We start from the raw sequence: 25,467 nt of genomic DNA on the forward strand, positions 1-25,467 counted from the left end.
ACGTGCCGCTGGGCAATCTCCAGGTGCAGGTGCTTGGCCTGGATGACGGCAGTTCCACGTTTATCCAACTGGATGAACAGGGTCAGGCCTCCCATCACCGCGCGGCCGGCGGGCGCTATCAGGTGCGTGTGCAGGGCGGGGTGTCGCCGGCGCAGGTGGAGGCGCTGTTTGCGTCCTACGACGGTTTGACCGTTGAGCTGCAAGCCCGGCTGCGCAAGGAGTGGAGTGGGTTCAAACCGCACTGGCAGGCCTCCACGGCGAGCGCCATTGGCAGTGGGATATTGGCCGGGACCTGGTCAGCCATTTCCGGGGTGTGGGACAGCGTGTCGCTGGTGCAGGACATCCTCGAGACCCGGCCCAGCACATCGAACGCCTCGGCACCCAGGCCGCCGAGCTGCCCTGGCGCGTGAAGCGCCCCAAGCGATGGAACAGGCGATGCTGCTGGCCAGCGACGAGGCGGCGCTGTACCTGATGTTGCGCACGGCGATGATCTGGCTGTCGGCGTTGCTGCCCAGCCAGGTGGCGGGGAAAACCGCCGAGGTGATTACCGGGCTTGCCGTGTCGCTGCTCATTGATTTGCTGATTGCGCTGGTGTTGACCATTGCCCTGCAAGGCGCCGGGATCGCGTATCTGGGGCTGCGGCTGGCGAAGTATGGATCGCAGGTGGTTGAGCTTGCGGTGGGCTTCGTCAAAGGCGTGTTCGACATCCTCAAGCGTTTTACGGCGGCGGTGGATCGCTACAAGGCGGTGGCCGTGCGCGGCGTCGTCGGCGGCTTACAAAAGGTGGCCTGCAGATGCACTGGGGGCACGGCGCAATACCACGCTCAAGCAACTTGAGGCGGTGGACGACGCGCCCTCCTCCGCGAAAAACCCCAACGGCGCAGCCAGCGCCAGCGCCGATAAAACCGCGACCCACGGCTGCCCGGTGTCCATGGTCACCGGCGAAGAACTGCTGACCCTAACCGATGGCGAACTGGATGGCGTACTGCCATTTGCCTGGACGCGGCTGTATCGCACCAGTGCCGTGGAGGTGGATTGCGGGCTGGGGTTTGGCTGGAGCCATTCCCTGGCCCAGCGGCTGGTGGTGGTCGGTGATCGGTGGTGTGGACCGATCACGAGAACCGCAGTACCACCTTTCCCCTGCCGTCCGCTGCCCGCCCGGCCATCAGCAATAGCCTCGCTGAGGCAGCGATTTATCTGGGGCGGCGTCGGATGAACTGGTGCTGGCTCAAGGGGCACGGTTCTACCACTTTCAAGACGGTGTGCTGACGGCGATCAGCGATGGGTATGACAACCGCCTGCGTATTTCCCGCGATGTATCGGGGCGGATTCTGCGCCTGGATAACGATGCCGGGCGCGCTGCTGCGCTATGACCGCGGGCATATCGTGGCGGTGGACTACCAGGTGTTTCGCGTGGAAAGCGAATCGGACGACGCCTGGGTGACTGAACAGAACGTCGTTTCCTACCGCTATGACGAACAGTGGCGACTGGTTGAGGCGATCAATGCCGTAGGCGAAAGCGAGCGCTATCATTACGACAGCCTTGCTGTGATCACTGAGCGGCAGCTGGCCGGTGGGGCGAGTTTCTTCTAGGCGTGGGAACGGTCTGGCAAGGCGGCGCGCTGTGTGCGGCATTGGGCCCGTTTTGCGCAGATGGATACGCGCTATGTCTGGGATGACGACGGCCGCGTCACCCGCTTAACGCCGATGGCAGCCAGGAAGTGATGTGCATGACCCGCGCGCACGGCTGGTGCAGCGGGTTGATCCGGATGGCGGCGAGCATTTCAAGTCCTACGACGCCCAGGGCCGGCTGATGGTTGAACAGGATCCCCTTGGGGCGATTACGGCCTATCAGTACGACGAGGCTGGGCGCTTGGTGGCGCTGTTTCCGGGGATGACGGGCCTACCGCCTACGAGTATGAGCATGGCTTCGTACGGGTCATGCGCCGGGGTGAAGCGGTCTGGAAGTACCAGCGTTAGGCGATATCACCCGCCAGACTGATCCGGACGGCAATGTCACCGAGTACAGCTATGACAAGCGCGGGCAGCTTTTAGCGGTTTGGTATCCGGACCATAGCTGTCAGCGCCTGACCTGGAATGACCTTGGGCAGTTGACTCAGGAACAGTTACCCAACGGCAGCGTGCGCCGTTATCGCTATGACGACCCGGGCCGGCAGATTGCCCGTGAAGATGAACATGGCGCGCTGACCCACTATCACTGGGACGCGGTAGGCCGACTGCTCAAGGTGGTATTGCCGGGCGGCGCCACCCGCGAATGAGCTACAACCCCTACGGAAAAGTCACCGCCGAGCGCGATGAACTGGGGCGTGTGACCCGGTATGAATATGCTGAGGGTTTCCCTGATCAGTCGTCGGATCAACCCCGATGGTTCTCAACTCAAGTACCGCTACGACAACACCCGCCTGCTACTGACCGAAATCGAAAACGAGTCAGGCGAGCGCTATCAACTGGCGTACCACCCCAACGGCCTGATCCAACAGGAAACCGGCTTCGACGGCAAACGCACCACCTACGTCTACGACCTCAACGGCCACCTGCAGGAAAAACCGAGTTCGGTGACGATGACCGTCAACTGATTACCGCCTACCAGCGCGACAACGCCGGCCGCCTTATAAGAAAAACCCTGCCCGATGGCAGCACGGTGGATTACACCTACGACCGCCTCGGCAATCTCTTAAGCGTCGACGACGGCCACCGGCCGCTGCATTACGAATACGACCGCCAAAACCGCCTGACCGCCGAACACCAGGGCTGGGGCACCTTGCGTTACGGCTACGACAGCTGCGGCCAACTCGACCACCTGCGCCTGCCCGACAACAACCACCTGACCTTCAACCACGACAAGGGCGCCACCTCGCCACCGTTGAGCTCAATGGCCGCACACTCACCTCACACCTGTTCAAAGCCGGGCGCGAGAACAGCGCCAGCAGGGCCAACTGCTCAGCCACTACCACTACGACGACCAGGGCCGCCTGACCCAACACCAACACCGCCACTACACCTACGACAAAAGCGGCAACCTCACCCGCCTGCTCGACACCCGCAAGGGCCAGCACGACTACCACTACGACCCCCGACCGCCTGACCCGCGCCGACCACTCGCAAGACGTGCAAGAACGCTTCGCCCACGACCCGGCGGGCAACCTGCTGATGCAAGACCGCCCAGGCCCCGGCATCGTCGTCGGCAACCGCCTGTTACTACAAGGCGACCGGAATTACGACTACGACGCCTTCGGAAACCTCATACGCGAACGCCGTGGCCGCGCACAGCAACGGGTCACCGAATACCGCTACGATTGCCAGCACCGCCTGATCGGCGTGACGCAACCGGACGGCAGCCAGGCCAGCTATCGCTACGACCCGTTTGGCCGGCGCATCAGCAAAACCGTGGCGGGCAAAACCACCGAGTTTTTCTGGCAAGGCGACAAGCTCATCGCCGAACACACCCATGGCCAGCACCGCAGCTACCTCTACGAGCCTGACAGCTTCAGGCCGTTGGCCTTGCTTGAAGGTTTCGGGCCGGCCAATACAGGTCTTCCACTACCAACTCGACCACCTGGGCACACCGCAGGAACTGACCAGCGCAGACGGCAAAATCGTCTGGTCTGCCCATTACCAGGCCTACGGAAAATCACCCGGTTGGATGTAGGCACGGTCGACAACCCACTGCGCTTTCAGGGGCAGTATTACGACCGGGAAAGCGGGCTGCATTACAACCGGCATCGCTACTACAATCCGGATAACGGACGCTACCTGACCCCCGACCCGGTGAAGTTGGCGGGTGGGCTGAACGGATATTTGTATGGCCCAACCCAACGGGGTGGGTGGATCCGGGGTTGAATGCGAGTCCGGGTGGGGATGGGTGTAAGCCAAGCGCGACCGTTCAGGATCCCGCGAAAAATATTGATCACGCAGAGCCTATTCTCCCGCAAACGACACGCGCAGAACGACAGGCAAAATTGATGAGCTTGCAGAAGCAAATGCCTATAGTCGTTTGAAAGAAATGGAGCAAGCATTGCCAAGAGCTCACTTCCTGGAAAAACATGGCGCGCAGACTACGCTGGACGCTCAACTTGAAAGGGTAATGACGGCTAAAATCCAACTACAGGAGAAATCGAAAGACACGTTGATGGAAGAAGAGTCGGCCAACCAAAAATACCTAGCGCAGCTACCTGATACCTCAGCCACAGGGACCAATTAAATGCTATTTATCGAGCACAGCTTATACTCAGGAGAACCAACATAGCCAAATCACGCGAACCTATAGATATGGGAAAAGAAATTGGCGAGGGATACAAAAGAGCAAACTTGGAATACGGAAAGCAAACCAAAGCAAAAGTTATACTAGACACAGAAGGAAAACCCATTACTGCATATACGGACTTTTAGTATGAAACTACTACTAAAACTTTCAATCATCAGAAGCCTGCTATTTACATACAGCTTTGATAATTACGACGATCTTGACAGGGAACGTTTTATTGTTTCAAAAAACGTTAATGACGACAAAGAACTTTCAGAGTTATTCGACAAACTGACGAAACCTGAGTTTCTTCATTACAAAAAAGAAGAAAGAGAGTGGTACATCACTACACTAGAGCACTTTTTAAACCGACGAGAACTTTGATTCGGTTTTTATCTTTTCGATACTTACTTTGACGATGAAATCACTAATCAGAGACAGTTTATGAAAATCTTACTCGAATGCCTCACTCGCTATCACGCCGAGGCAATGCAGAATGAGTCATAAAATTAAAGCACCAGGGCAACCATATTCAAACTTACTATTTAAACAACGGAAAACCATGACATTCAACTCACGCCCGGCACCGCCTCACTTATTAAACTAAACCATGACCAGAGAATAATGAAACAACAGTTACCCTCGATAACCGGGACGACTCTAGTGAGTCATAACTCAATACAACGGCAAGTTTGCCATTGATACACTCTGGGCCATTAGTCTCTGCGTGAACGGCGGCGGTCAAACTGCCATCACCGGCCAACCTGCCCCAACACCGTGCCCCAATTTGCCCTTCCCCCCTATCCGCTAGTGTCGCGCCCGTTTACCGTCAACCGGAATAGCTGCCATGGCCCGTAAAAAGTTGCACTCGATTTCGAATAATCCCTCGCCGATCTGCAAACCCTGGTCGAGCGTCTGGAGAACGGCGAGTTGTCGCTGGAAGACTCGTTGACGGCATTTGAGCAAGGTATCGGCCTGACCCGCGATTGCCAGAGCGTTCTGGCGCAGGCGGAGCAGAAGGTTCAGGTGTTGCTGGAACGGGATGGGGAGTTGGCCGAAGAACCTTCGACGCGGAACAAGCGCAATGATCGACGTTTATCAGGCCAGCAGTCAGGCCTGGGTCAATGCTGCGCTGGAACCGCTGTTTGTGGCGCCAAGCCCGGAGCTGGCCAGGTTGTATGAGGCCATGCGCTATAGCGTGATGAACGGCGGCAAGCGCGTGCGGCCTTTACTCGCCTATGCGGCCTGTGAGGCGCTGGGCGTGGACGCGGCGCAGGCCAATGGCGCGGCGTGTGCGGTGGAGTTGATTCATGCCTACTCGCTGGTACACGACGATTTGCCGGCGATGGACGATGACGATCTGCGTCGCGGCCAGCCCACCACCCATAAAGCCTTTGACGAAGCCTGTGCGATCCTCGCCGGTGACGGCCTGCAAAGCCTGGCGTTCAGTGCCTTGCTTGATCCGCGCCTGAGCGGCGTCAATGCAGAAATCCGCCTACGTATGGTCACCGCGCTGGCCGCTGCCGCAGGTCCGGCCGGTATGGTCGGGGTCAGGCGATTGACCTCGGTTCGGTGGGCCTCAAGCTGGACCAGCAAGCCCTGAATATATGCACCGGCACAAGACCGGGGCGCTGATCGAGGCTGCCGTGCACCTCGGCGCCCGGCCAGTGGCCGCGCCGAAGCTGCGCAGTTGGCCGCCTTACAGGTTTATGCCCGGGCTGTCGGCCTGGCGTTCCAGGTGCAGGACGATATTCTCGATGTGGAAAGCGACACCGCGACCCTCGGCAAACGCCAAGGCGCCGATATTGCCCGTGACAAGCCGACCTATCCGTCGCTGCTGGGGCTGGAAGCCGCCAAGGTCACGCTCTGGAACTGCGCGACCAGGCCCTGGCCGCCCTGCGACCATTCGACGCGGCAGCCGAGCCGCTGCGTGACCTGGCGCGGTATATCGTCGAACGCCGCCACTGATTACAGCGGCCATTAGCGCCGCATATCGGCCAAGTTCGGTGCTCTGCGTGGGCGGTTTGCGATGCTTGAGGTAAACTGCCGCCTCTTCTTATACCTATAACGATTCGCCTGATGCCCACGACGTTTCAAGAGATTCCCGCAAGCGCCCGACCACGCCGCTGCTGGACCGTGCTAACACGCCGGCCGGCCTGCGTCGCCTGGGTAGCCGAGCTGGAAACCCTGGCCGATGAGTTGCGCCTGGAATTGCTCTACACGGTCGGTCAGACCGGTGGGCATTTTGGTGCCGGCCTGGGCGTCATCGAGCTGACCATCGCGTTGCATTACGTGTTCGACACCCCGGACGACCGGCTGGTGTGGGACGTGGGTCACCAGGCGTATCCGCATAAAATTCTCACCGGACGCCGCGAGCGCATGCCACCTTGCGCCAGAAGGATGGCATTGCCGCCTTCCCGCGCCGCTCCGAGAGCGAGTACGACACCTTTGGCGTCGGCCATTCCAGCACCTCGATCAGCGCAGCCCTGGGCATGGCGATTGCCGCCCGTCTGCAAAACAGCGATCGCAAGGCGATTGCCGTGATCGGTGATGGCGCGCTGACAGCCGGCATGGCGTTTGAAGCGTTGAACCATGCGCCGGAAGTGGACGCCAACATGTTGGTGATCCTCAACGACAACGACATGTCGATCTCGCGCAATGTCGGTGGTTTGTCCAATTACCTGGCGAAAATTCTGTCCAGCCGCACCTACGCCAGCATGCGCGGGGGCAGCAAAAAGTACTGTCGCGCCTACCCGGCGCGTGGGAAATCGCCCGCCGCACCGAAGAATACGCCAGGGGCATGCTGGTCCCCGGCACCCTGTTCGAAGAGCTGGGCTGGAACTATATCGGCCCGATCGACGGCCACGACCTGCCGACCCTGATCGCCACCCTGCGCAATATGCGCGACCTCAAGGTCCGCAGTTCCTGCATATCGTCACCAAGAAAGGCAAAGGCTTCGCCCCGGCGGAGGTCGACCCGATTGGTTACCACGCCATCACCAAGCTCGAGCCTGGACGCGCCCGTGGCGGCGCCGAAAAGCCAGCGGGCCGAAGTATTCCGGCGTGTTTGGCGAATGGCTGTGCGACATGGCCGCCGCCGATCCGCGCCTGGTGGGCATTACCCCGGCGATGAAGGAAGGTCTGACCTGGTAGCGTTCAGCGAGCGTTTCCCGCTGCGCTACTTCGACGTGGCGATTGCCGAGCAACACGCGGTGATCTTTGCCGCCGGCATGGCCTGCGAAGGCGCTAGCCGGTGGTGGCGATCTACTCCACCTTCCTGCAACGCGGTTATGACCAATTGGTGCATGACGTGGCGGTGCAGAACCTCGACGTGCTGTTCGCCATCGACCGCGCCGGTTTGGTGGGCGAAGACGGCCCGACCCACGCTGGCAGCTACGACCTGTCGTACCTGCGCTGCATCCCCGGCATGCTGGTGATGACCCTAAGCGACGAGAACGAACTGCGCAAGATGCTCAGCACCGGGCACCTGTACAACGGCCCGGCGGCGGTACGCTATCCCCGCGGCAATGGCCCGAATGCAGTGATCGAAAAAGACCTGGAACCGATCGAGATTGGCAAGGGCATCGTGCGTCGCCAGGGCAGCAAGGCCGCGTTCCTGGTGTTCGGCGTGCAACTGGCCGAAGCCCTGAAAGTGGCGGAGAAAATCGACGCCACCGTGGTCGACATGCGCTTCGTCAAACCTCTGGATGAAGCCTTGGTGCGTGAGATCGCCGGCAGCCATGAGTTGCTGGTGACCGTTGAAGAAAACGCCATCATGGGCGGCGCCGGTGCGGCGATCAGCGAATTCCTGGCGCGGGAGAATATCCTTAAGTCGGTGCTGCACCTGGGCTTGCCGGACATATACGTGGAGCACGCCAAGCCGGCGCAGATGCTGGCTGAGTGTGGTTTGGATGAAGCGGGATCGAGACTGCGGTGCGCCAGCGCATGGCCTTGCTCGGCCTGTAATCCAATCCCGGTAAAACCCGATCAAATAGGGAGCTGGCTTGCCTGCGATAGCATCACCCGGTCTCTCTGGAAGACCGAGGTGTCTGCATCTCAAGCAAGCCAGCTCCACATTTGTTTCTCGTTGCATTGCATGCATTGGAACCCATGGACGGCCCATGAAATACCTTCGATTTGCCCTGCCCTCCTGTTTTTACCCTCTGCGCAACTATTCGCCGATAGCCGCGACGCCGCCCTGAAGCTCCCGACGTGGTGATCAGCGCCAACCGCCAGGTGCAGGCGCGCAAGACAGCAGCGCCGCCAACACGGTCTTCACCCGTGACGATATCGACCGCCTGCAACCCTCCAGCGTCACTGACCTGCTCAGCCGCGTGCCTGGTGTACAAGTGGCGCGGACCGGTGGCCGGGGCAGCTTGCCGGGGATTTTCATACGCGGTACCAAGTCGGCACAAAGCCTGGTACTGGTGGATGGTCAGCGGATCGCCAATGCCACCTCCGGCGACAGCGGCCTGCAATACCTGAATGTCGATCAGATTGAACGGGTGGAAGTACTGCGCGGGTCGCGCTCGGTGATTTACGGCAGTGACGCGATTGGCGGGGTGATCCAGATATTCACCCGCCGCAATGCCGGACCAGGCCTGCAACCACGCCTGAAACTGGGCTTTGGCAGTAACAGCACCTGGGAGCGCAGCCTGGGTCTGTCGGGCGGCGATGAGCGCACGCGCTTCAACCTGGGCGCGAGCCTGGATGAAACCGCCGGTATCGACTGGAGCCACGCATCCTTCCCCAGCGACCGTGACCATGATGCCTATCGCAACAAGTCGCTGAGTCTGAATCTCAGCCATGAATTCAGCGATGAGCTGGAGGTGGGTTTTAACCCGCTGGATAGCCGGGGCAAGTCGGAATATGACAATAGCTTTGGTCGCTATGATTTCGCCACTGGGCAAAGCGTGGGCCAGAAGCCCTATACCGACTACACAGTCAGCAGTGCCAGCGCTTATATCGACGCCCAACTCAACGAGGCATGGCAGACCCGTGTGGAACTGGGCCACAGCGAAAACCGCGACACCAAACGCGACAAGCTCAGTGCTGACTCCAGTGTGTTCAATACCTACCGCGACTCGATCAACTGGCAGAACGACCTGACGCTCGATCAGCAAAACAGCCTGATCCTCGGCGGCGATTGGTATGAAGACTGCTTTCACGGCAGCACCACGTTCAGCGAAAACAGCCGCTGAACCGCGCAGCGTTTATCCAGCATCGCTTCAAGGGAGAGTGGTTTTCCACAGAACTGGGACTGCGTCACGACGATAACCAGCAATTCGGCGCGCAGAACAGTTGAGCGGTACGCTGACCTTGCCTGTCAATAGCGACAACGACGTATTACTGAGTTACAGCGAAGGCTTTCGTGCGCCCACCTTCAATGACCTGTATTACCCGACACCCGATACAGCAACCTAACCTGCAGCCCGAAACGTCAAAAAGCTACGAACTGCAATGGCGCAGCTAGCTCAGCGACAGCTCACGGCTGGAAGCCTCGCTGTATCGCACCGACTTGAAAGACGCGATCATTCTCGACGGCGGCAAACCGCAAAACGTCGCCACCGCCCGCATCAACGGCTTCGAAGCCGCCCTCAAGCAAGAATTGTTCGGCTGGCAAGGCAACCTCGGCCTATCGATCATCGACCCGCGCGACCGCACCAGCGGCATACCCTGGCCCGCCGCGCCCGGCGCACCCTGAACCTGACCTGATCGGCAGTTCGATCAACTGAGCCTGGGCGCCAGTTGGCAGGCCATCAGCAGCAGCCACGACGCCGAGGACAACAAGAACCGCCTCGCGGGCTATTACCTGGTGGGAGCGCAGCGGCTGGGCGCTGAATCGGGAAGTGGCGTTGTCGTTGAAGGTCGATAACCTGCTGGATCGCCGCTATACGCGGGCGTGGTACAGCTATGACGATCCGAATTTCCAGAACAACCAACCGTATCGGGAAGAAGGCCGGACGTGGATGGTTGGGGTGACGTGGACGCCGCAGCTCTAAGGCTATTTGGACCGACGCCATCGTAGGCAAGCCAGCTCCCACATTTGACTGTATTCACACATCAAAGGTGGGAGCTCGGCAGGGCAGAAGATTTTGGCCACACCACAGAACAAATGTGGGAGCTGGCTTGCCTGCGATAGCGGTCTCAGCGGTTCGGCGCAATCACCTGACACAACCTGGCCACCGCCTCCACCATCTGCCCACTGGGCCGCTCCAGCCCTTTATCCGGCACGATCAGCAAGCGCCCCTGGGCCACCGCCGCCACCTGGGGCCAGGCCTTCCAGTCGTCCAGTTGCGCTTGATCCGCCGCCAGGATCACCTCGGGATCACGCTGTAACACCGACTCGATACTGACCTGCGGCGCTGGCAACTTGAGGTCGTCAAACACATTGCGCGCACCGCACACACTTAGCGCATCGCTGATGATCTGCCCACCGCCCACGGTGTACAGCGGCTGGTTCCAAACCTGGTAGAACACCCGCAAAGGTTCGCTGCGGTAATAGCGCTGGCGCAACTCGGCCAAACGTTGACGCAAGCGGGCAGCCAGTTGGCGACCGTCCTCGGCACGCCCCAACTGCCGGGCGATGGCTTCGACCTGGCTGCTCAGTTGTTCAAGGCTATGGGGTTCGGCGACGTAGATCAGGATGTTCAAGCGCTTGAGCTGCTCGCGCTGGGCGGGGCCGATGCTGCCGGGCCAGAGCAGCGGCAAGTCAGGCTGCAGACTGAGCAGGCGCTCCAGATCCAACTGCCCATAACGCCCCACCGAGGCCACGTTGCGCAGCGCTTCAGGCCGTTCGCCGCCGTCGAGAACGCCCACCAGCAGATCGCTGGCACCCAGCTCAACGACGATTTCAGAGAGGGACGGCGCGAGGCTGACCACCGCTGGACCGCCGTCGCCGACGCGCTGGCGGCCAGTAGCAGAACCGCCAGCCAGAGGCGCATCAACCGAGCTGACGCGGTATGCGATAGAGGTAGAACAGCACCAGGGTCGACAAGGCCAGGAGAAACAGCGGCACCGCTTCGAGCCCGACGAACACCGCCAGCGCACCGATCCAGGCCGGGAACGCCGCGACCAGCAACGCCGTGCGTCGACGGGCCGCGAGGGTGATCCACGCGGCGGGCTCTTCAGGCGTATCGAGGGCCTTGGAGGTGGCGATCAGCGCATGTTTGTAGCCATGGAAGTAACGCAGGCTGGCAAACATCGACGCGACACCGGCGATAAAGAATGGCATTGCCAGCACCGGCAACAGTGGCTCGCCTTGGCAAACACCAGATTGATCACGAACAACGGCAACAACGCCAGCGCCAGGTACCGCCACCAACTGAAGGACAGGCGCCGCTTGACCTGGCCGCGCGTCACGCTCGGTCGACCTCGCCTTGATGCTCGTTGCCCATCATGTGGTCGAGCTTGCTGGCCTTGGTCGCCAGGTAGAGTTTGTTATGCGGGTTATGCCCGGTGTGCAGCGGCACGCGCTCGGCAACGGTGATGCCCATTTCGGTCAAGGCCTTGACCTTGCGCGGGTTGTTGGTCATCAGGCGCAGGGACTGGATGCCCAGGTGTTCGAGCATCGGCAGGCAGATGGCGTAGTCGCGCTGGTCGGCGGCAAAGCCCAGCCGCTCGTTGGCCTCGACCGTATCAGCGCCACCGTCTTGCAGTTCGTAGGCGCGGATCTTGTTCAGCAAGCCAATGCCACGGCCTTCCTGACGCAGATACAGCAGCACACCACGACCTTCACGGGCGATGGCTTGCATGGCGGCCTCCAGTTGCGAGCCGCAGTCGCAGCGCTGGCTGAACAGTGCGTCACCGGTCAGGCACTCGGAGTGCACGCGGCCCAGGACCGGGGCGCCATCGGCCACATCGCCCAGGCTGAGCACGACATGCTCGCGCCCGGAGGCTTTTTCAAGAAAGCCATGCATAGTGAACGTGGCAAAGGGGTAGGCAGCTTGGAAGCAGCGACGAAAACGACGGGCACCGTGTGCTCCTGATTTCAGATTTCACAGAGGCGGGCATTGTAACAGCACGTTCCTACACACGCTTAAGCTGAATTATCGCTGATAAAGATCAATCGGTTCGATTGGCCTTTGCCTTGGTTCTATGCACGATCAGCTTTTCATGTAGCAGCGAGCTTGCTCGCGAAGGGCGTCAACGATAACGCGCGCTTGCAGGATAAACGTGGCGCTTTCTGGTTCTTCGCGAGCAACCTCGCTCCTACATAAAGGCGGGGTGATCAGAACGGATAGGGCTGGTGCCAGCGCTCGAAGATCGGTTTCAACTCGCCGCTTGCCACCAGCGACGCCATGCGCCGGTCAAACAACGCTATCAACGCCCGGCCCCGTTCATTGTCGGTAAACCCCAGGAACAACGGCAGTTCGGCAATGTGCGTGAGCTTGAACACCGATGGGTCGTCGGTTTGGCCAAGGATGTATTTAATTTCGGCCTGGGCATCAATGTAGAAGTCGGCCTGCCCGTGCTGGAGCATCGGCAAAATCCCGCCACGCCGCTCGATCTCGTTGAAACGGTGAATATTGGGCAGGTAGTCCTCGTACTTATAGCCGCGCACCCAGGCCAGGCGGTAGGTACCCAGCGTCGCCACGTCGGCTCTGGGCTCGCCAGGCCCACGGCGTAGATGTGGTCGGCGTCATAGTTCCAGCGGGCGTACAGCACGCCTTCGGTCTCAGCGTGATAGGAACCGACCCAGGCATCTACTTCGCCACGCCGCGCCAGGCCGACCGAACGGGTGTAGGCCTCGCTGCGGATCTTGACCTTGACCCCGGCGGGTTCGAAGACTTCCCGCAGCACGTCCCAGGCCAGACCACTGCCGTCAGCGTTGGTGTAGTCATTCCAGGTTTCACTGGCCAGGCGGATTTGGCCGGGCACTTTGGGAGTGTCATCGGTCCATCCGGCAGATGCGCCAACGCACAGCAGGATCAGCAACCAGCGACGTAGCCCCATGATGACGTCCTCCTGGGAAAGCGATCTTTCTGTAACGTTGTAAAGGGTAGCGCAGCCAGCCGTGTCACGGCGTCTCGCGAAAGTGCTGATAACCGCGCACGGCCGGGGTGATGTCGTTGCCACCGGCATCCAGCAGCCTCACACCTGCTCCCGCCTCCACCCGCCCGACGACATGCACCGGCCATCCTCAGCCAGCAATGGCCCCAGCTCAGCGGGTGGCAAGGTGAACGCGAGGACGTAATCATCCCCCGCTCAAGGCCGCGGACCGCGCCTGCTCATCGCCGAGAAAGGCCAGCAACGCGGCCGACAGCGCAGCCGTTGTCGCTCGATCACCAGGCTTACGGCCGAAGCCTGGCGATATGCCCACAATCAGCCAGCAGGCCGTCAGAGATATCCAGCGCAGACGTAGCCTTGCCCTGCAACGCCATGCCCAAGGCCAACTGCGGCTGTGGCGACCAATAGTGGCCCAGCAGCGGCTCGGCGATTTGCGCTGCGGCGCTACGCTGCCCCAATACCAGCGGCAAGGCCCCCGCTGCATTGCCCAGGTCGCCGCCGACACACAGCAGGTCGCCCGGCTGCGCGCCACCGCGGGTCAACGCCAGCCCGGCCGGGACACGGCCAAACACGGTGACGGTCAGGCTCAGCGGCCCACGGGTAGCGTCGCCGCCCACCAGGCCCACGCTACAGCGCTGGGCCATGGCGTTCAAAACCTGCGCATAGCGTTGCAACCAATCGGCCGCGACCGTCGGTGTGGTGAGTGCAAGGGTAAAGGCACTGGTAGGCGCCCATGGCCGCCAGGTCGCTGACGCTACCGCCAGCGAGCGCTGACCGAGCAGGAACGGATCGCAGGGGTCGGCACGCGCACGCCGGCCACCAGGGTATCGGTAGAAATCGCCAGTTGCTCCCAGGAGGAACCAGCAAGGCGCAGTCGTCGCCGATCCCCGGGCAATATCTTCGCCGCCTTGCGCCGGCGCGGCGGCGAAGTAGGTGCGGATCAGCTCGAACTCGCCCATCAGGGAGTCAAGCGCAGGTTAGCGCTTGTACGCCTTCACTTCGGCTTCACGCAGGCGCGGGGCCAGCTTGTCGAGCACGCCGGTGACGAACTTGTGACCGTCGGTCGAACCATAGACTTTCGCCAGTTCGATACCTTCGTTGATCACAACGCGATACGGCACGTCGACACGCTTGAGCAGCTCCCAGGTGGACAGGCGCATCACGCACAGTTCAGCCGGGTCCAACTCTTCGAGGGTCAGGTCCAGGCAAGGAGCCAGGGCCGTATCGATCTCGCTCAGGTTGGCATGCACGCCGTGCAGGATGTCGTGGAAGTACGGCAGGTCGGCGAAGGTGAAGTCGTTGTCCACGCGAAACTGCGCTTCGATCTCGTTCAACGAGGTGCTGGCCATGTGGCGCTGGTACAGCGCCTGGGTGGCGAGCTGACGGGCAGCACGGCGCTTTTCGTTCTTCGACGGTTTGCCGGCGTCCGCAGGACGTGGCTCGCGTGGGTTGAAACGATCGCTCTCGTCGGAAATCACTTGGCCTCCAACTGCGACAGCAGCCTGACCATTTCCGGGCGGACAGGCAGCTTCAGCGCCTTTGTTACCGGCCTTGGTGCCGGAGCGCTCGATGGTTTGCTCGATGGAATCAACGGTCAGTACGCCGAAGGCCACGGCACGCCGAACTCCATGGACACCTGGGCCAGGCCCTTGGGCACTCGCCGCCACGTATTCGAAGTGCGGGGTGCCGCCACGAATGACCGCGCCCAGGGCGATGATCGCTGCGTATTCGCCTTGCTGGGCAACTTTCTGCGCAACCAGTGGAATTTCGAAGGCGCCAGGGGCACGGATAATAGTGATATCGCTTTCGCTCACACCGTGGCGAACCAGGGCGTCCACAGCACCGCTTACCAGGCTTTCAACCACTAAGTTGTTGAAGCGGCCAACCACCAGGGCGTAGCGGCCTTTGGGGGCGATGAAGGACCTTCGATGGTCTTCATGGTCATTCGACAAATCTCTAAAGAGCTGGACGCGTCTATGACGCGCCCTTAGTGATATTTGAACCGCGAACAAGGAGCGATAATCGCCGGCCTTTATTCGGAGGGCACGTATTCTACTACTTCCAGGTCGAAACCGGATATCGCATTAAATTTCATTGGCGCGCTCATCAAGCGCATTTTGCGCACGCCCAGGTCACGCAGGATCTGCGAACCGGCACCGACGATGCTGTAGGTGGTCGGTTTTTTCACTGGCACCTGGTCAGCGCTTTCGCGGATATGCGCCAGCAGCACATCGCCATCCACCGGATTGCCCAGCAGCAGCACGACACCGCTGCCCGCCTGGGAAACCGCGGCCATGGCGGCTCGCAGGCTCCAGCGGCCCGGCTGCTTGACCATCAACAGGTCACGCAGCGGGTCCATGTTGTGCACACGCACCAGGGTCGGCTCTTCGGCGCAGATGTTGCCCAGGGTCAGGGCCATGTGCACGTCGCCTTCCACGAGTCACGGTAGGTCACCAGGCTGAAATGCCCCAGCTCGCTGTCCAGCGGCTGCTCGGCAATCCGCCGAACGGCACGTTCGTGGATCATCCGGTAGTGAATCAGGTCGGCAATGGTGCCGATCTTGATGTTGTGCTCGGCGGCAAAGGCTTCCAGTTCCGACGACGCGCCATGGTGCCGTCGTCGTTCATCACTTCGCAGATCACCCCACTCGGCTCGAACCCGGCCATGCGCGCCAGGTCGCAGGCAGCCTCTGTGTGGCCGGTACGGGCCAGGGTGCTACCAGGCTGGGCCATCAGCGGGAAGATATGGCCAGGGCTGACAATGTCTTCGGCCTTGGCGTCTTTGGCGGCAGCGGCTTGCACGGTGCAGGCGCGGTCAGCGGCGGAGATGCCGGTGGTCCGCCGGTGGTCGCTTCAATCGAGACGGTGAACTTGGTACCAAACCCCGAACCATTGCGCGGCGCCATCGCGGCAGTTTGAGCAGTCCGCAGCGCTCACGGCTCATGGGCATGCAGATCAGGCCACGGGCGTGCTTAGCCATGAAGTTGATGTGTTCAGGCTGGCACAACTCGGCGGCCATAATCAGGTCGCCTTCGTTCTCGCGGTCTTCGTCATCCATCAGGATGACCATCTTGCCTTGGCGGATGTCTTCAACCAGTTCTTCGATGCTATTGAGCGCCACGCGGCACCCTTGGTCAGGATTTCAGGTAGCCGTTAGCGGCCAGAAAACTTTCGGTGATGTTACGGCTGCAGGCTCTGCGGCTTTTCGCCCAACAGAAGGCGCTCCAGGTAACGGCAAGCAAGTCCACTTCCAGGTTCCCCGGCGACCCGGCTGGAAAGAGGCCATGATGGTTTCGCTGAGGGTGTGGGGAATGATCGTCAGTTCGAATTCGGCGCCGTTCACGGCGTTCACGGTCAGGCTGGTGCCATCGACGGTGATCGAGCCTTTATGGGCGATGTACGCCAGTTCTTTAGGGGCCTGAATGCGGAACTCCACGGCCTGCGCGTTTCGCTGCGCGCCACCACTTCGCCGACGCCGTCGACATGGCCGCTGACCAAGGGCCGCCCAAACAGGTAGTCGGGGTCAGGGCTTTTTCCAGGTTGACCGGGCTGCCAGCCGCAAGATCATTCATCGCGGTGCAGTCCAGGGTTTCTAGGCTGACATCGGCGGCAAAGCCGTTGCCCGGCAGTTCGATGACGGTCAGGCATACGCCGCTGACGGCGATGCTGTCGCCCAGCTTGACGTCGCCAAGGTCGAGTTTGCCGGTTTCAACCAACAGGCGCACGTCGCCGCCTTTGAGGTCATGGCGCGGATGCTGCCGATGGATTCGATAATGCCGGTGAACATGGCCTTCTCCTGGAAAACGGTGCAGGCGTGGGCGCCGCGGAATACGCTCGCTGGGGAGCGGGATGGCAGTGACTCGCCAGTCGTCGCCTGCAGCGCGCATTTGCGTGATCTTGAGTTGGGGCGTCGGCCAGCTTTCAAGCGCCAGTCCAGAAAGGCCGAGCGGCAGAGCCCAAGAACTTGCCGGCGACGAAAATCACGTACTCGTCCACCAGGCCCTGCTGGGCAAACGCGCCCGCCAGGCTTGGCCCGGCTTCTACCAGCACTTCATTGACACCACGGGCCGCCAGGGCCACCAGCGCCGAGCGCAGGTCGACCTGGCCGTCGACACCCGGCACCACCAGGCATTCGGGGCCTCGGGGAACTGGTTTCCGGGGTCACGCAGGTGATGACCAGGGCCAGGCCGGCCTTGAAGAACGGCGCGTTGAGCGGCACCCGCAGGCGGCCATCGATCAGCACGCGCAGCACCGGGCGCGACATCGCCAGGGCGGTGGTCTGTGGATCCAGGCCCAGTCCGGCGGCGCGCGCGGTCAGGCGCGCGCCATCGGCCAGCACCGTATCGGCGCCGGTCAGCACCACACTGGCCTCGGCCCGCAGGCGCTGTACGGCGGCGCGGGCGGCAGGGCTGGTGATCCACTGGCTTTCACCACTGCCCATCGCGGTGCGGCCATCCAGGCTCATCGCCAGTTTGACCTGCACAAACGGTAGACCGTGTTCCATACGCCTGAGAAACCTGGGGTTCAAGGCGCGCGCCTGGCTTTCCAGTACGCCGCTGAACACCTCGATACCGGCCTGGGCCAGGCGCTGCATGCCGCGCCCGGCCACTTCCGATTCGGGTCTTGCATGCCCGCGACCACCCGCGCCACGCCGGCCGTCACCAACGCATCGGCGCAAGGTGGCGTATGACCATAATGGCTGCACGGTTCAAGGGTCACGTACACCGTGGCACCCGGCTTTATCGCGGCCAGCGCGCAAGGCGTTGGCTCGGCATGGGGTTCGCCGGTGCGCTCGTGCCAGCCTTCGCCGACAATCTGCCCATCACGCACAATCACGCAGCCGACCCGCGGGTTGGGGTGGGTGAGGCCCTTGCGCGCCAATTCGAGGGCGCGGGCCATGTAATGGGCGTCAAGCACAGCCTGCTCAGCAGAAGGAGGGTTCATTCTTTGACCGGCTCACGGGCCAGGCGGTCGATCTCTTCGCGGAACTCGTTGAGGTCCTGGAAGCGTCGATACACCGAGGCGAAACGAATATAGGCGACTTCGTCGAGCTTTTGCAGCTCGCCCATCACCAGTTCTCCAACCACCAGGCTCTTGACCTCGCGCTCACTGGTCGCCCGCAGCTTGTGCTTGATATGCACCAGCGCCGCTTCCAGCCGCTCGACACTCACCGGGCGTTTGGCGCGCTGCATACCAGCGCGCAGTTTGTCTTCGTCGAAGGGCTGGCGGCTGCCGTCGGACTTGATCAGGCGTGGCGGTACCAGTTCGGCGGTTTCGAAGGTGGTGAAACGTTCACCGCAGGCCAGGCATTCGCGCCGGCGACGCACTTGATCGCCCTCGGCGACCAGACGTGAGTCAATGACCTTGGTGTCGTTGGCACCGCAGAAGGGACAGTGCATGGTGGCAGGCAACAAAAAAGGGGGGCCATGGTAGCGCATCCCCGTGGCAAGACAAGCCATAGCCTTTACGGTATATAGGCTGACTATTATGTTTCTTATGTTTAGTTCACGGATTTTGCCCTTTTGGAGCCGTACATGCCGTTACGACCGCTGGTTTTACTCACAATGTTCAGTTTTCTGGTCGCCTGCAGCAGCGAAGCGCCAAAACCAACGGCCCCGCAGCCCACGCCGCAACAAGAGAAAAAATTTCTGGCCAGGAACCTCTCGGGCCTTTGCCGGCCTACCAGCGTGAAGTGAGCGGCACCTCAATAGCGTACCAGCCGGCGCCGAAGTCGAGCTGGCGTTGCTGGTGATCGACGAACGCAGCCGCCCGCAACAACCGCTGGCCAGCAGCGTGCTGATCGGCAACAACAAACCACTGGCCTTCCGCCTGCGCTTCAACCCCAAGCCTTCCCGAGCGGCGCCCGCGTTGAATTACGTGGTCGCGCCAGCCGGCCGGGCAGTTGATCCTGCATCTGCCGGCGGTGCGTATCCAGCAGCCGATCACCCAGACCACCGGGCCACTGCAACTCGTCCGCGCACCATGACGCCACCGCTGCACCTGCAACGAGCCTTGAGCGAGTTGATCGGCGGCGCGCAACTGGTGCCCTGCCCGTTACCGGGCACCGACCTGTCGTTATGGCTGCTGGACGCCGACAACATGGACCGCGCCTTCAGCCCCGAGGAAACCCGGCGCATCCCGCACGAGCCGCCCTACTGGAGCTTCTGCTGGGCCAGCGGCCTGGCGCTGGCCCGCTACCTGGCGGCCAACCCGCAGTGGGTGGCGGGCAAGCGGGTCCTGGATTTTGGCGCCGGTTCCGGGGTGGCGGATTGCCGCAGTAAAGGCCGGCGCCCTGGAAGTGGTGGCCTGCGACCTCGACCTGCTGGCACTCGGCGCCTGCCGGGCAGATGCTCAACTCAATGGCGTAACGCTGGGCTATTCGGCGGACTTCTTTGCCGAAGCCGATCGTTTCGACCTGATCCTGGTGGCGGACGTGCTGTACGACCGGGCACCTGCCGCTGCTGGATCAATTCCTCACCCGCGGGCGCGCAGCGCTGGTCGCCGATTCGCGGGTGCGGGTTTCCAGCATCCGGACTATCAGCGGCTGGGGATTCTAGAGGCGTTGACGTTGCCGGATCTGGCGGAGCCTTGGGAGTTTCGCAAGGTGAGCCTGTACCATTCGCGCAGGCCTTGAGGCCATCGCCAGCAAACCGGCTCCTACAGTGCCTGTCTGCGCTTTCAGCCAACTGCACCAAGCCTTATAGTTGCCCCATTCCCGCTTTCTTCGAGATACCCCATGAGTGAGCCCACGCCATACATTTTCGATGTCACCACCGCTACGTTCGATCAGGCCGTCATCGAAAATTCGTTCCACAAACCCGTGCTAGTGGATTTCTGGGCCGAATGGTGTGCGCCGTGCAAGGCGTTGATGCGTTGCTGGCGCAGATTGCCGAGAGTTATCAGGGCGAGCTGCTGCTGGCCAAGGTCGATTGTGAAGCCGAGCAGGATATCGTTGCGCGCTTTGGCATTCGCAGCTTGCCCACCGTGGTGTTGTTCAAGGACGGTCAGCCGGTGGACGGGTTTGCCGGGGCGAAGCCGGAGTCTGAGATTCGCGCGTTGCTGGAGCCCCATGTGCAGTTGCCGCCACCGGCCGATGAGGACCCACTGGAGCAGGCCCAGGCGCTGTTTGCCGAGGGTCGTATCAGTGAGGCCGAGGCCGTACTGGTGACCTTGCTGGGTGAAGACAACACCAACGCCGCGGCATTGATCCTCTACGCTCGCTGCCTGGCCGAGCGTGGCGAACTGGGCGAAGCGCAGACCGTGCTCGACGCGGTCAAGAGCGACGCCCACAAGGCGGCCCTCGCTGGTGCCAAGGCGCAGATCACGTTCCTGCGCCAGGCTGCTGACCTGCCGGATGCCGCCGACCTCAAGGCCCGCCTGGCGCAAAACCCGCAGGACGATGACGCAGCGTATCAACTGGCCGTGCAGCAATTGGCCCGCCAGCAATACGACGCGGCGCTGGAAGACTTGCTGAAATTGTTTATCCGCAACCGTAGCTACAACGAAGGCCGCCGCACAAGACACTGCTGCAAGTGTTCGAGTTGCTGGGCAACGACCACCCGCTGGTCACGGTGTATCGCCGCAAGTTGTTCGCCGCGTTGTGCTAATCAGCGATCCAACTGTATTGCGGCGTATCCCCGCCGCTGGACACCTTCACCTTGGCGCTATGGCGCAGGCGTACCAACAGGCGCTTGCCGGCTTGGGCGTTGCCGGCCAGGCCTTCGAGGCGATCCGACAGTTCCAGCCCGCTGAGCTGCCCGGCCTCGCGCAGCGGTCCTGGGCGGCCTGCCTCAGGTTCTCGTCCTGATTGACCGAGGCTGGCGGTGTGACAGGCACCTGCCAGTCGCCGGCGTAGCCTGCAGGTGACGCCCAGCCGCGCCCAATCGCTGTCGTCCAACTCCAGGGTCAAGTCCACGGGCAGTTCGCCGATGGTTCCACGAATTCGCATCATTGCTCGTCCTCCAGCACTTTTCTGACGAGCATGCTCCCATGCGCCTTGCGCTGCGCCAAGCAGACGGTCAAACTCTCAACGCTTTTGTTATAAGATCACATAACAAAATATTCATTCACGCCCTGGAGTTTCGCTATGCGCCGCCTGTTGCTCGCTTTGCCGTTTGCCCTGTTGCCCTGGCTGCCCTGGCGGCTGACGAACACGACCACGATCATGACCATGAACACGGCAGCCTTGGCGCCCAGGGGCATGGCGTTGCCCGCCTTAACGCGGTGCTCGATGGCAAGGCCCTGGAGCTGGAGCTGGAAAGCCCGGCGATGAACCTGGTGGGTTTCGAACACCTGGCCACCACCGACGCAGACAAAGCCAAGGTCGCCGCCGCCCGTAAACAGTTGGAACAACCCTTGGCACTGTTCAGCCTGCCAAAAGCCGCCGGTTGTGTGGTCAGCGGCCAAGAGCTCGAAAGCCCGCTGTTCGGCGACAAGCCAGAAGACGATCATGACCACGCGACCGATGGCAAAGGCGCTGCCGCCACGACCATGATCAGAGCGAAATCCCGCCCACTATCAGTTCACCTGCGCCAGCCCCGCCGCGCTGAAAAGCCTCGACCCGGCGAACCTCTTCAAGACCTTCCCGCCACCCTGAAAATTCAGGTACAACTGATCGGCCAGTGGCCAGCGGGTGTTGAAAACGGCCAAGACTGCCACCCTGAAATTCTGACTCCACACGCTCAACTGTAGGGGCTGGCGTGCCTGCGATGGCATCGGCACCGCGTAGTCAGCATCGCAGGCAATCCAGCGCCTACAGTTGACCGCGCTCTGCAGGTGATACTGAGTTCCCATGACCCAAGCACTGATCGAACTGTCCGACCTGGGCTTTAACTGGCCCGGTCACCCCCAGTTGCTGGATATCCCGGCGTTTCGTCTGGAACCGGGGAGACCCTGTTCCTCAAGGGCCCCAGCGGCAGCTGCAAAACCACCTTGCTCGGCCTGCTGGGCGGGGTGCGAACACCAGTCGCGGCACTATTCGCCTGCTGGGCCAGGAGTTGACTGAGCTGTCGGCCGGTGCCCGCGATCGGTTTCGGGTCGATCACACCGGTATATCTTCCAGCAGTTCAACCTGCTGCCGTTTCTCTCGGTACGCGAGAACGTCGGGTTGCCTTGCCATTTCTCCAAGCTACGCGCGCACGGGCGATCCAGCGCCATGGCAGTGTCGACCAGGCCGCCGCCGCCCTGCGCGCGCCTGGGGCCTCAAGGACCCGGACTTGCTCGAGCGACGTGCCGATGCGCTGTCCATCGGCCAGCAACAACGGGTCGCTGCCGCCCGGGCATTGATCGGCCAGCCGGAACTGGTGATCGCCGACAGCCGACCTCGGCCCTGGACCACGATGCCCGGGAAGCCTTCCTTCAATTGTTGTTCGCCGAATGCCGCGAGGCGGGCGCCAGCCTGTTGTTCGTCAGCCATGACCAGAGCCTGGCTTCGCTGTTCGACCGCAACCTGTCGGTGGCCGGGCTCAATCGCGCCGCCACGCCGCTCGAGGTTTGAGATGTATTTGTTCCGTCTAGCCATGGCCAGCCTGGCAAACCGCCGCTTTACCGCGATCCTCACCGCCTTTGCCATCGCCCTGTCGGTGTGCCTGCTGTTGGCGGTAGGGCGCGTCCGAGGCCCGCGCCAGCTTTGCCAGCACCATCAGCGGCACCGACCTGATCGTCGGCGCCCGCTCCGGTTCAGTCAACCTGCTGCTGTACTCGGTATTTCGTATCGGCAACGCCACCAACAACATCCGCTGGGACAGCTTCGAGCACTTCGCCGCCAGCCCGCAGGTGAAATGGGCAATCCCCATGTCCCTGGGCGACTCCCATCGCGGTTGCCGGGTAATGGGCACCACCGACGCCTACTTCGAACACTACCAATACGGGCGCAAGCAGAACCTGCAACTGGCCAGTGGCCGCGCCTTTGCCACTGACCCTTTTGAAGTGGTGCTCGGCGCCGAAGTGGCCGACGCCCTGCATTACAAACTCGGCGACAAGCTGGTGCTGGCCCACAGCGTGGCGGTGGTCAGCCTGGTCAAGCACGATGACAAACCCTTCACCGTGGTTGGCATTCTGCACGCACCGGCACCCCGGTGGACCGCACGCTGCATATCAGCCTGGGCGGCATGGAAGCGATCCATATCGACTGGCACAACGGCGTGCCGGCCAGGGGGCGGATCAGTGCCGACCAGGCGCGAATATGGACCTCACGCCACAAGCCATCACCGCGTTTATGCTGGGCTTGAACAACAAGATTTCGACGTTCGCCCTGCAACGCCAGATCAACGAGTTCCGTGGAGAGCCGATGCTGGCGATCCTGCCAGGCGTGGCCTTGCAAGAGCTGTGGAGCATGATGGGCACCGCGGAAAAGGCGCTGTTCGTGATCTCGCTGTTTGTGGTGCTGACTGGGTTGATCGGCATGCTCACGGCGATCCTCACCAGCCTCAATGAACGGCGCCGGGAAATGGCGATCCTGCGTTCCGTGGGTGCGCGGCCCTGGCATATTGCGAGCCTGCTGATTTTCGAAGCCTTCGCCCGGCCCTGGCAGGGGTGGTGGCGGGGGTTGGCCTGCTGTATGTGTATCGCCGCGTCCGCGGCTGTTTGCAAACCAATTACGGCCTGGACCCCGCTGGCGCTGCCCACCCCGTATGAATGGACGCTGCTCGCCGGTATCCTGGTCGCCGCCCTGCTGATGGGCAGCGTGCCGGCCTGGCGCGCCTATCGCCAATCCTGGCCGATGGCCTGTCGATCCGTTTATGAGGAAGGCTTTGATGCGTCGCACTGCTTGCGCTGTTATTGACGATGGCCCTGCCCGCCTGGGCCGCCGAGCCTCAGGACTTGTCGTGGCAGGAAATGATTCCGCCGGATGCACCGGTGGAGGTGCCGGGCATGACGCCGCTGCACGACCTGTCGAACATGGCCGATGCCCTGTCAGCCGAGGCAGCGCCAGCGACCAAGCGGGATTTGCCCAACGCGCCGGTGGTTGCCACGCTGAACAGCCAGCACATCCGCCTGCCGGGTTATATCGTGCCGCTGGAGGTCAGCGAGGAAGGCCGCACCACTGAGTTCCTGCTGGTGCCGTATTTCGGCGCCTGCATCCATGTGCCACCACCGCCGTCGAACCAGATCGTGCATGTGCGCAGTGAGATCGGCGTGAAGCTGGAGGAGTTGTACCAGCCGTACTGGATCGAGGGACAGATGCAGGTCAAGCCATCTACCAGCGAGTTGGCAGATGCTGGCTATCAGATGGAAGCCGAGAAGATCTACGCCTACGAATTGCCGAACTAACACCGCCAATCAAATGTGGGAGCGGTGTACTTGGCTGATCACCGTTTCATTGAGCTGAGTCAAAGGCCCGACCGCAACGATCTTTACCATTGGACACAGCCAACTAAAAACGTCCTTTGGAGCCACCCATGCACAAGTCATTGCTCAGCGCTTCCCTCTTCGCGCTTGCACTCGCCGCCCCTCTCGCCCACGCCCACGAAGCTGGCGACATCCTCGTTCGCGCCGGTGCCATCACCGTTAACCCGAAGGCCGATGGCGGCAGCGTCAAGGTTGACCAGGGCCATTGGCCGGCAAGGACCTGGGCGGCAAGGCGACCATGAGCAGCGACACGCAACTGGGTCTGAACTTCGCCTACATGCTGACCAACCATGTCGGTATCGAGCTGCTGGCCGCCACGCCGTTCGAGCATGATGTGAAGATCAAGAACACCTCCCCCGGCGCCGCCAACAGCAAGCTCCGGTACCCTCAAGCACCTGCCGCCTACCCTGAGCGTCGTGTACTACCCGCTGGACGGCAAATCGGCGTTCCAACCTTACGTCGGTGCCGGTATCAACTACACCTGGATCTATGACGAACACGTAGGCAGCGGCGCCAGGGCCAAGGTTTCAACAACTTCAAGGCCGAGAACTCCTGGGGCTGGGCCGCGCAGGTCGGCATGGACTACATGATCAACGACAAGTGGATGATTAACGGTCAGGTCCGCTACATCGACATCAGCACCAAGGCCACCGTGGAGAACAGTGCTCTGCCAGCGGGTACCCGCGCCAAGGTCAATGTGGACGTGGATCCGATGGTCTACATGGTCGGTATCGGCTACAAGTTCTAAGCTAGGTTTAACAAACGCTACAGCAATGTGGGAGCCCGGTTTGTGTAGGAGCTGGCTTGCCTGCGATGCAGACACCTCGGTCATCAAAGACAACGAGGC

Annotated in this window: 7 protein-coding genes and 23 pseudogenes; 17 read left to right on the forward strand and 13 right to left on the reverse strand. The window is 61.7% G+C overall.

All coding sequences use genetic code 11. The features are described from left to right. Positions 1-2: 2 nt before the first annotated feature. The 8 genes and pseudogenes from JTY93_RS23675 (at position 3) to JTY93_RS29695 (ending at position 10,265) form a co-directional block, all read left to right on the forward strand. Positions 3-410, forward strand: coding sequence for a hypothetical protein (locus tag JTY93_RS23675; protein ID WP_205518945.1), 408 nt, complete (start codon positions 3-5; stop codon positions 408-410). A 25-nt stretch (positions 411-435) separates the two neighbouring features. Then, positions 436-837, forward strand: coding sequence for a hypothetical protein (locus tag JTY93_RS23680; RefSeq protein WP_205518946.1), 402 nt, complete (start codon positions 436-438; stop codon positions 835-837). Then, positions 833-3,950, forward strand: a pseudogene (locus tag JTY93_RS23685) (RHS repeat-associated core domain-containing protein); the annotation flags it as partial. The gene JTY93_RS23680 and the pseudogene JTY93_RS23685, both read left to right, overlap by 5 nt. A gap of 1,161 nt (positions 3,951-5,111) precedes the next feature. Continuing rightward, positions 5,112-5,329, forward strand: a pseudogene (locus tag JTY93_RS23690) (exodeoxyribonuclease VII small subunit); the annotation flags it as partial. 19 nt (positions 5,330-5,348) lie between these two features. After that, positions 5,349-6,232, forward strand: a pseudogene (locus JTY93_RS23695) (farnesyl diphosphate synthase). A gap of 111 nt (positions 6,233-6,343) precedes the next feature. Further along, positions 6,344-7,118, forward strand: a pseudogene (locus tag JTY93_RS30180) (1-deoxy-D-xylulose-5-phosphate synthase N-terminal domain-containing protein); the annotation flags it as partial. Between the two features lie 455 nt (positions 7,119-7,573). Then, positions 7,574-8,122: pseudogene (locus tag JTY93_RS30185) on the forward strand (transketolase C-terminal domain-containing protein); the annotation flags it as partial. Positions 8,123-8,359: 237 nt separating this feature from the next. Beyond that, positions 8,360-10,265 (forward strand): annotated as a pseudogene (locus tag JTY93_RS29695) (TonB-dependent receptor domain-containing protein). 145 nt (positions 10,266-10,410) lie between these two features. Here the strand turns inward: JTY93_RS29695 and JTY93_RS23710 are convergent. The 11 genes and pseudogenes from JTY93_RS23710 to nrdR all read right to left on the reverse strand — a co-directional run bounded on the left by JTY93_RS23710 (position 10,411) and on the right by nrdR (position 18,670). Further along, positions 10,411-11,207, reverse strand: a pseudogene (locus JTY93_RS23710) (cobalamin-binding protein). Beyond that, positions 11,207-11,625: pseudogene (locus tag JTY93_RS23715) on the reverse strand (MFS transporter). Before JTY93_RS23715 ends, JTY93_RS23710 begins: the two co-directional pseudogenes overlap by 1 nt. Then, a pseudogene (gene ribA, locus JTY93_RS23720) lies at positions 11,622-12,238 on the reverse strand (GTP cyclohydrolase II). The pseudogenes JTY93_RS23715 and ribA overlap by 4 nt, the downstream one beginning before the upstream one ends. A 255-nt stretch (positions 12,239-12,493) precedes the next feature. Further along, positions 12,494-13,218: pseudogene (locus JTY93_RS23725) on the reverse strand (substrate-binding periplasmic protein). 64 nt (positions 13,219-13,282) lie between these two features. After that, positions 13,283-14,231: pseudogene (gene thiL / locus JTY93_RS23730) on the reverse strand (thiamine-phosphate kinase). Between the two features lie 18 nt (positions 14,232-14,249). After that, positions 14,250-14,750 (reverse strand): transcription antitermination factor NusB, encoded by a 501-nt coding sequence (gene nusB / locus JTY93_RS23735; RefSeq protein ID WP_205518947.1) that lies wholly within the window; start codon positions 14,748-14,750, stop codon positions 14,250-14,252. 105 nt (positions 14,751-14,855) lie between these two features. Then, positions 14,856-15,161 (reverse strand): annotated as a pseudogene (gene ribH / locus JTY93_RS23740) (6,7-dimethyl-8-ribityllumazine synthase); the annotation flags it as partial. 143 nt (positions 15,162-15,304) lie between these two features. Then, positions 15,305-16,392 (reverse strand): annotated as a pseudogene (gene ribBA / locus JTY93_RS29700) (bifunctional 3,4-dihydroxy-2-butanone-4-phosphate synthase/GTP cyclohydrolase II). A gap of 13 nt (positions 16,393-16,405) precedes the next feature. Beyond that, a pseudogene (locus JTY93_RS23750) lies at positions 16,406-17,058 on the reverse strand (riboflavin synthase). 40 nt (positions 17,059-17,098) lie between these two features. After that, positions 17,099-18,215 (reverse strand): annotated as a pseudogene (gene ribD, locus JTY93_RS23755) (bifunctional diaminohydroxyphosphoribosylaminopyrimidine deaminase/5-amino-6-(5-phosphoribosylamino)uracil reductase RibD); the annotation flags it as partial. Then, entirely contained in the window at positions 18,212-18,670 is a 459-nt protein-coding gene (gene nrdR, locus JTY93_RS23760) for a transcriptional regulator NrdR (protein ID WP_205518948.1), read from the reverse strand. The gene nrdR and the pseudogene ribD, both read right to left, overlap by 4 nt. A 135-nt stretch (positions 18,671-18,805) precedes the next feature. On the opposite strand from nrdR, the pseudogene JTY93_RS23765 reads away from it, so the two are divergent. From JTY93_RS23765 to trxA, 3 pseudogenes are all read left to right on the forward strand, one after another. Next, positions 18,806-19,257: pseudogene (locus tag JTY93_RS23765) on the forward strand (hypothetical protein). Then, positions 19,254-19,905, forward strand: a pseudogene (locus JTY93_RS23770) (class I SAM-dependent methyltransferase). Before JTY93_RS23765 ends, JTY93_RS23770 begins: the two co-directional pseudogenes overlap by 4 nt. Positions 19,906-20,007: 102 nt before the next feature. Then, a pseudogene (trxA, locus tag JTY93_RS23775) lies at positions 20,008-20,878 on the forward strand (thioredoxin). Here trxA and JTY93_RS23780 read toward each other — a convergent pair. Beyond that, a pseudogene (locus JTY93_RS23780) lies at positions 20,875-21,222 on the reverse strand (hypothetical protein). The pseudogenes trxA and JTY93_RS23780 sit on opposite strands and share 4 nt — an antisense overlap. A 135-nt stretch (positions 21,223-21,357) precedes the next feature. Between JTY93_RS23780 and JTY93_RS23785 the strand changes: the two are divergent. Further along, positions 21,358-21,942, forward strand: a pseudogene (locus JTY93_RS23785) (DUF2796 domain-containing protein). A 120-nt stretch (positions 21,943-22,062) separates the two neighbouring features. Beyond that, positions 22,063-22,767 (forward strand): annotated as a pseudogene (locus JTY93_RS23790) (ABC transporter ATP-binding protein). 16 nt (positions 22,768-22,783) lie between these two features. Here JTY93_RS23790 and JTY93_RS30305 read toward each other — a convergent pair. Further along, entirely contained in the window at positions 22,784-22,912 is a 129-nt protein-coding gene (locus JTY93_RS30305; protein WP_311136330.1) for a hypothetical protein, read from the reverse strand. Positions 22,913-23,003: 91 nt separating this feature from the next. Here JTY93_RS30305 and JTY93_RS30310 point away from each other — a divergent pair. The 4 genes and pseudogenes from JTY93_RS30310 to JTY93_RS23805 form a co-directional block, all read left to right on the forward strand. Continuing rightward, a pseudogene (locus JTY93_RS30310) lies at positions 23,004-23,276 on the forward strand (ABC transporter permease); the annotation flags it as partial. A 178-nt stretch (positions 23,277-23,454) separates the two neighbouring features. Next, complete coding sequence (locus JTY93_RS30315; protein ID WP_311136331.1) at positions 23,455-24,054, forward strand: FtsX-like permease family protein; 600 nt, start codon at positions 23,455-23,457, stop codon at positions 24,052-24,054. A 2-nt stretch (positions 24,055-24,056) separates the two neighbouring features. Beyond that, positions 24,057-24,542, forward strand: a complete 486-nt coding sequence (locus JTY93_RS23800) for a DUF3299 domain-containing protein (protein ID WP_205518950.1) — start codon at positions 24,057-24,059, stop codon at positions 24,540-24,542. 128 nt (positions 24,543-24,670) lie between these two features. After that, a pseudogene (locus JTY93_RS23805) lies at positions 24,671-25,368 on the forward strand (OmpW/AlkL family protein). Positions 25,369-25,467 lie beyond the last annotated feature (99 nt).

This window comes from Pseudomonas hygromyciniae (genome assembly GCF_016925675.1).
Taxonomy (GTDB): Bacteria; Pseudomonadota; Gammaproteobacteria; order Pseudomonadales; family Pseudomonadaceae; genus Aquipseudomonas; species Aquipseudomonas hygromyciniae.

Coding starts and splice junctions, on each gene's coding strand:
- JTY93_RS23680 (WP_205518946.1), top strand. CDS start 436: ATGCTGCTGGCCAGCGACGAGGCGGCGCTGTACCTGATGTTGCGCACG.
- nrdR (WP_205518948.1), bottom strand. CDS start 18,670: ATGCACTGTCCCTTCTGCGGTGCCAACGACACCAAGGTCATTGACTCA.
- JTY93_RS30305 (WP_311136330.1), bottom strand. CDS start 22,912: ATGGTGCTGGCAAAGCTGGCGCGGGCCTCGGACGCGCCCTACCGCCAA.
- JTY93_RS30315 (WP_311136331.1), top strand. CDS start 23,455: ATGGACCTCACGCCACAAGCCATCACCGCGTTTATGCTGGGCTTGAAC.
- JTY93_RS23800 (WP_205518950.1), top strand. CDS start 24,057: ATGGCCCTGCCCGCCTGGGCCGCCGAGCCTCAGGACTTGTCGTGGCAG.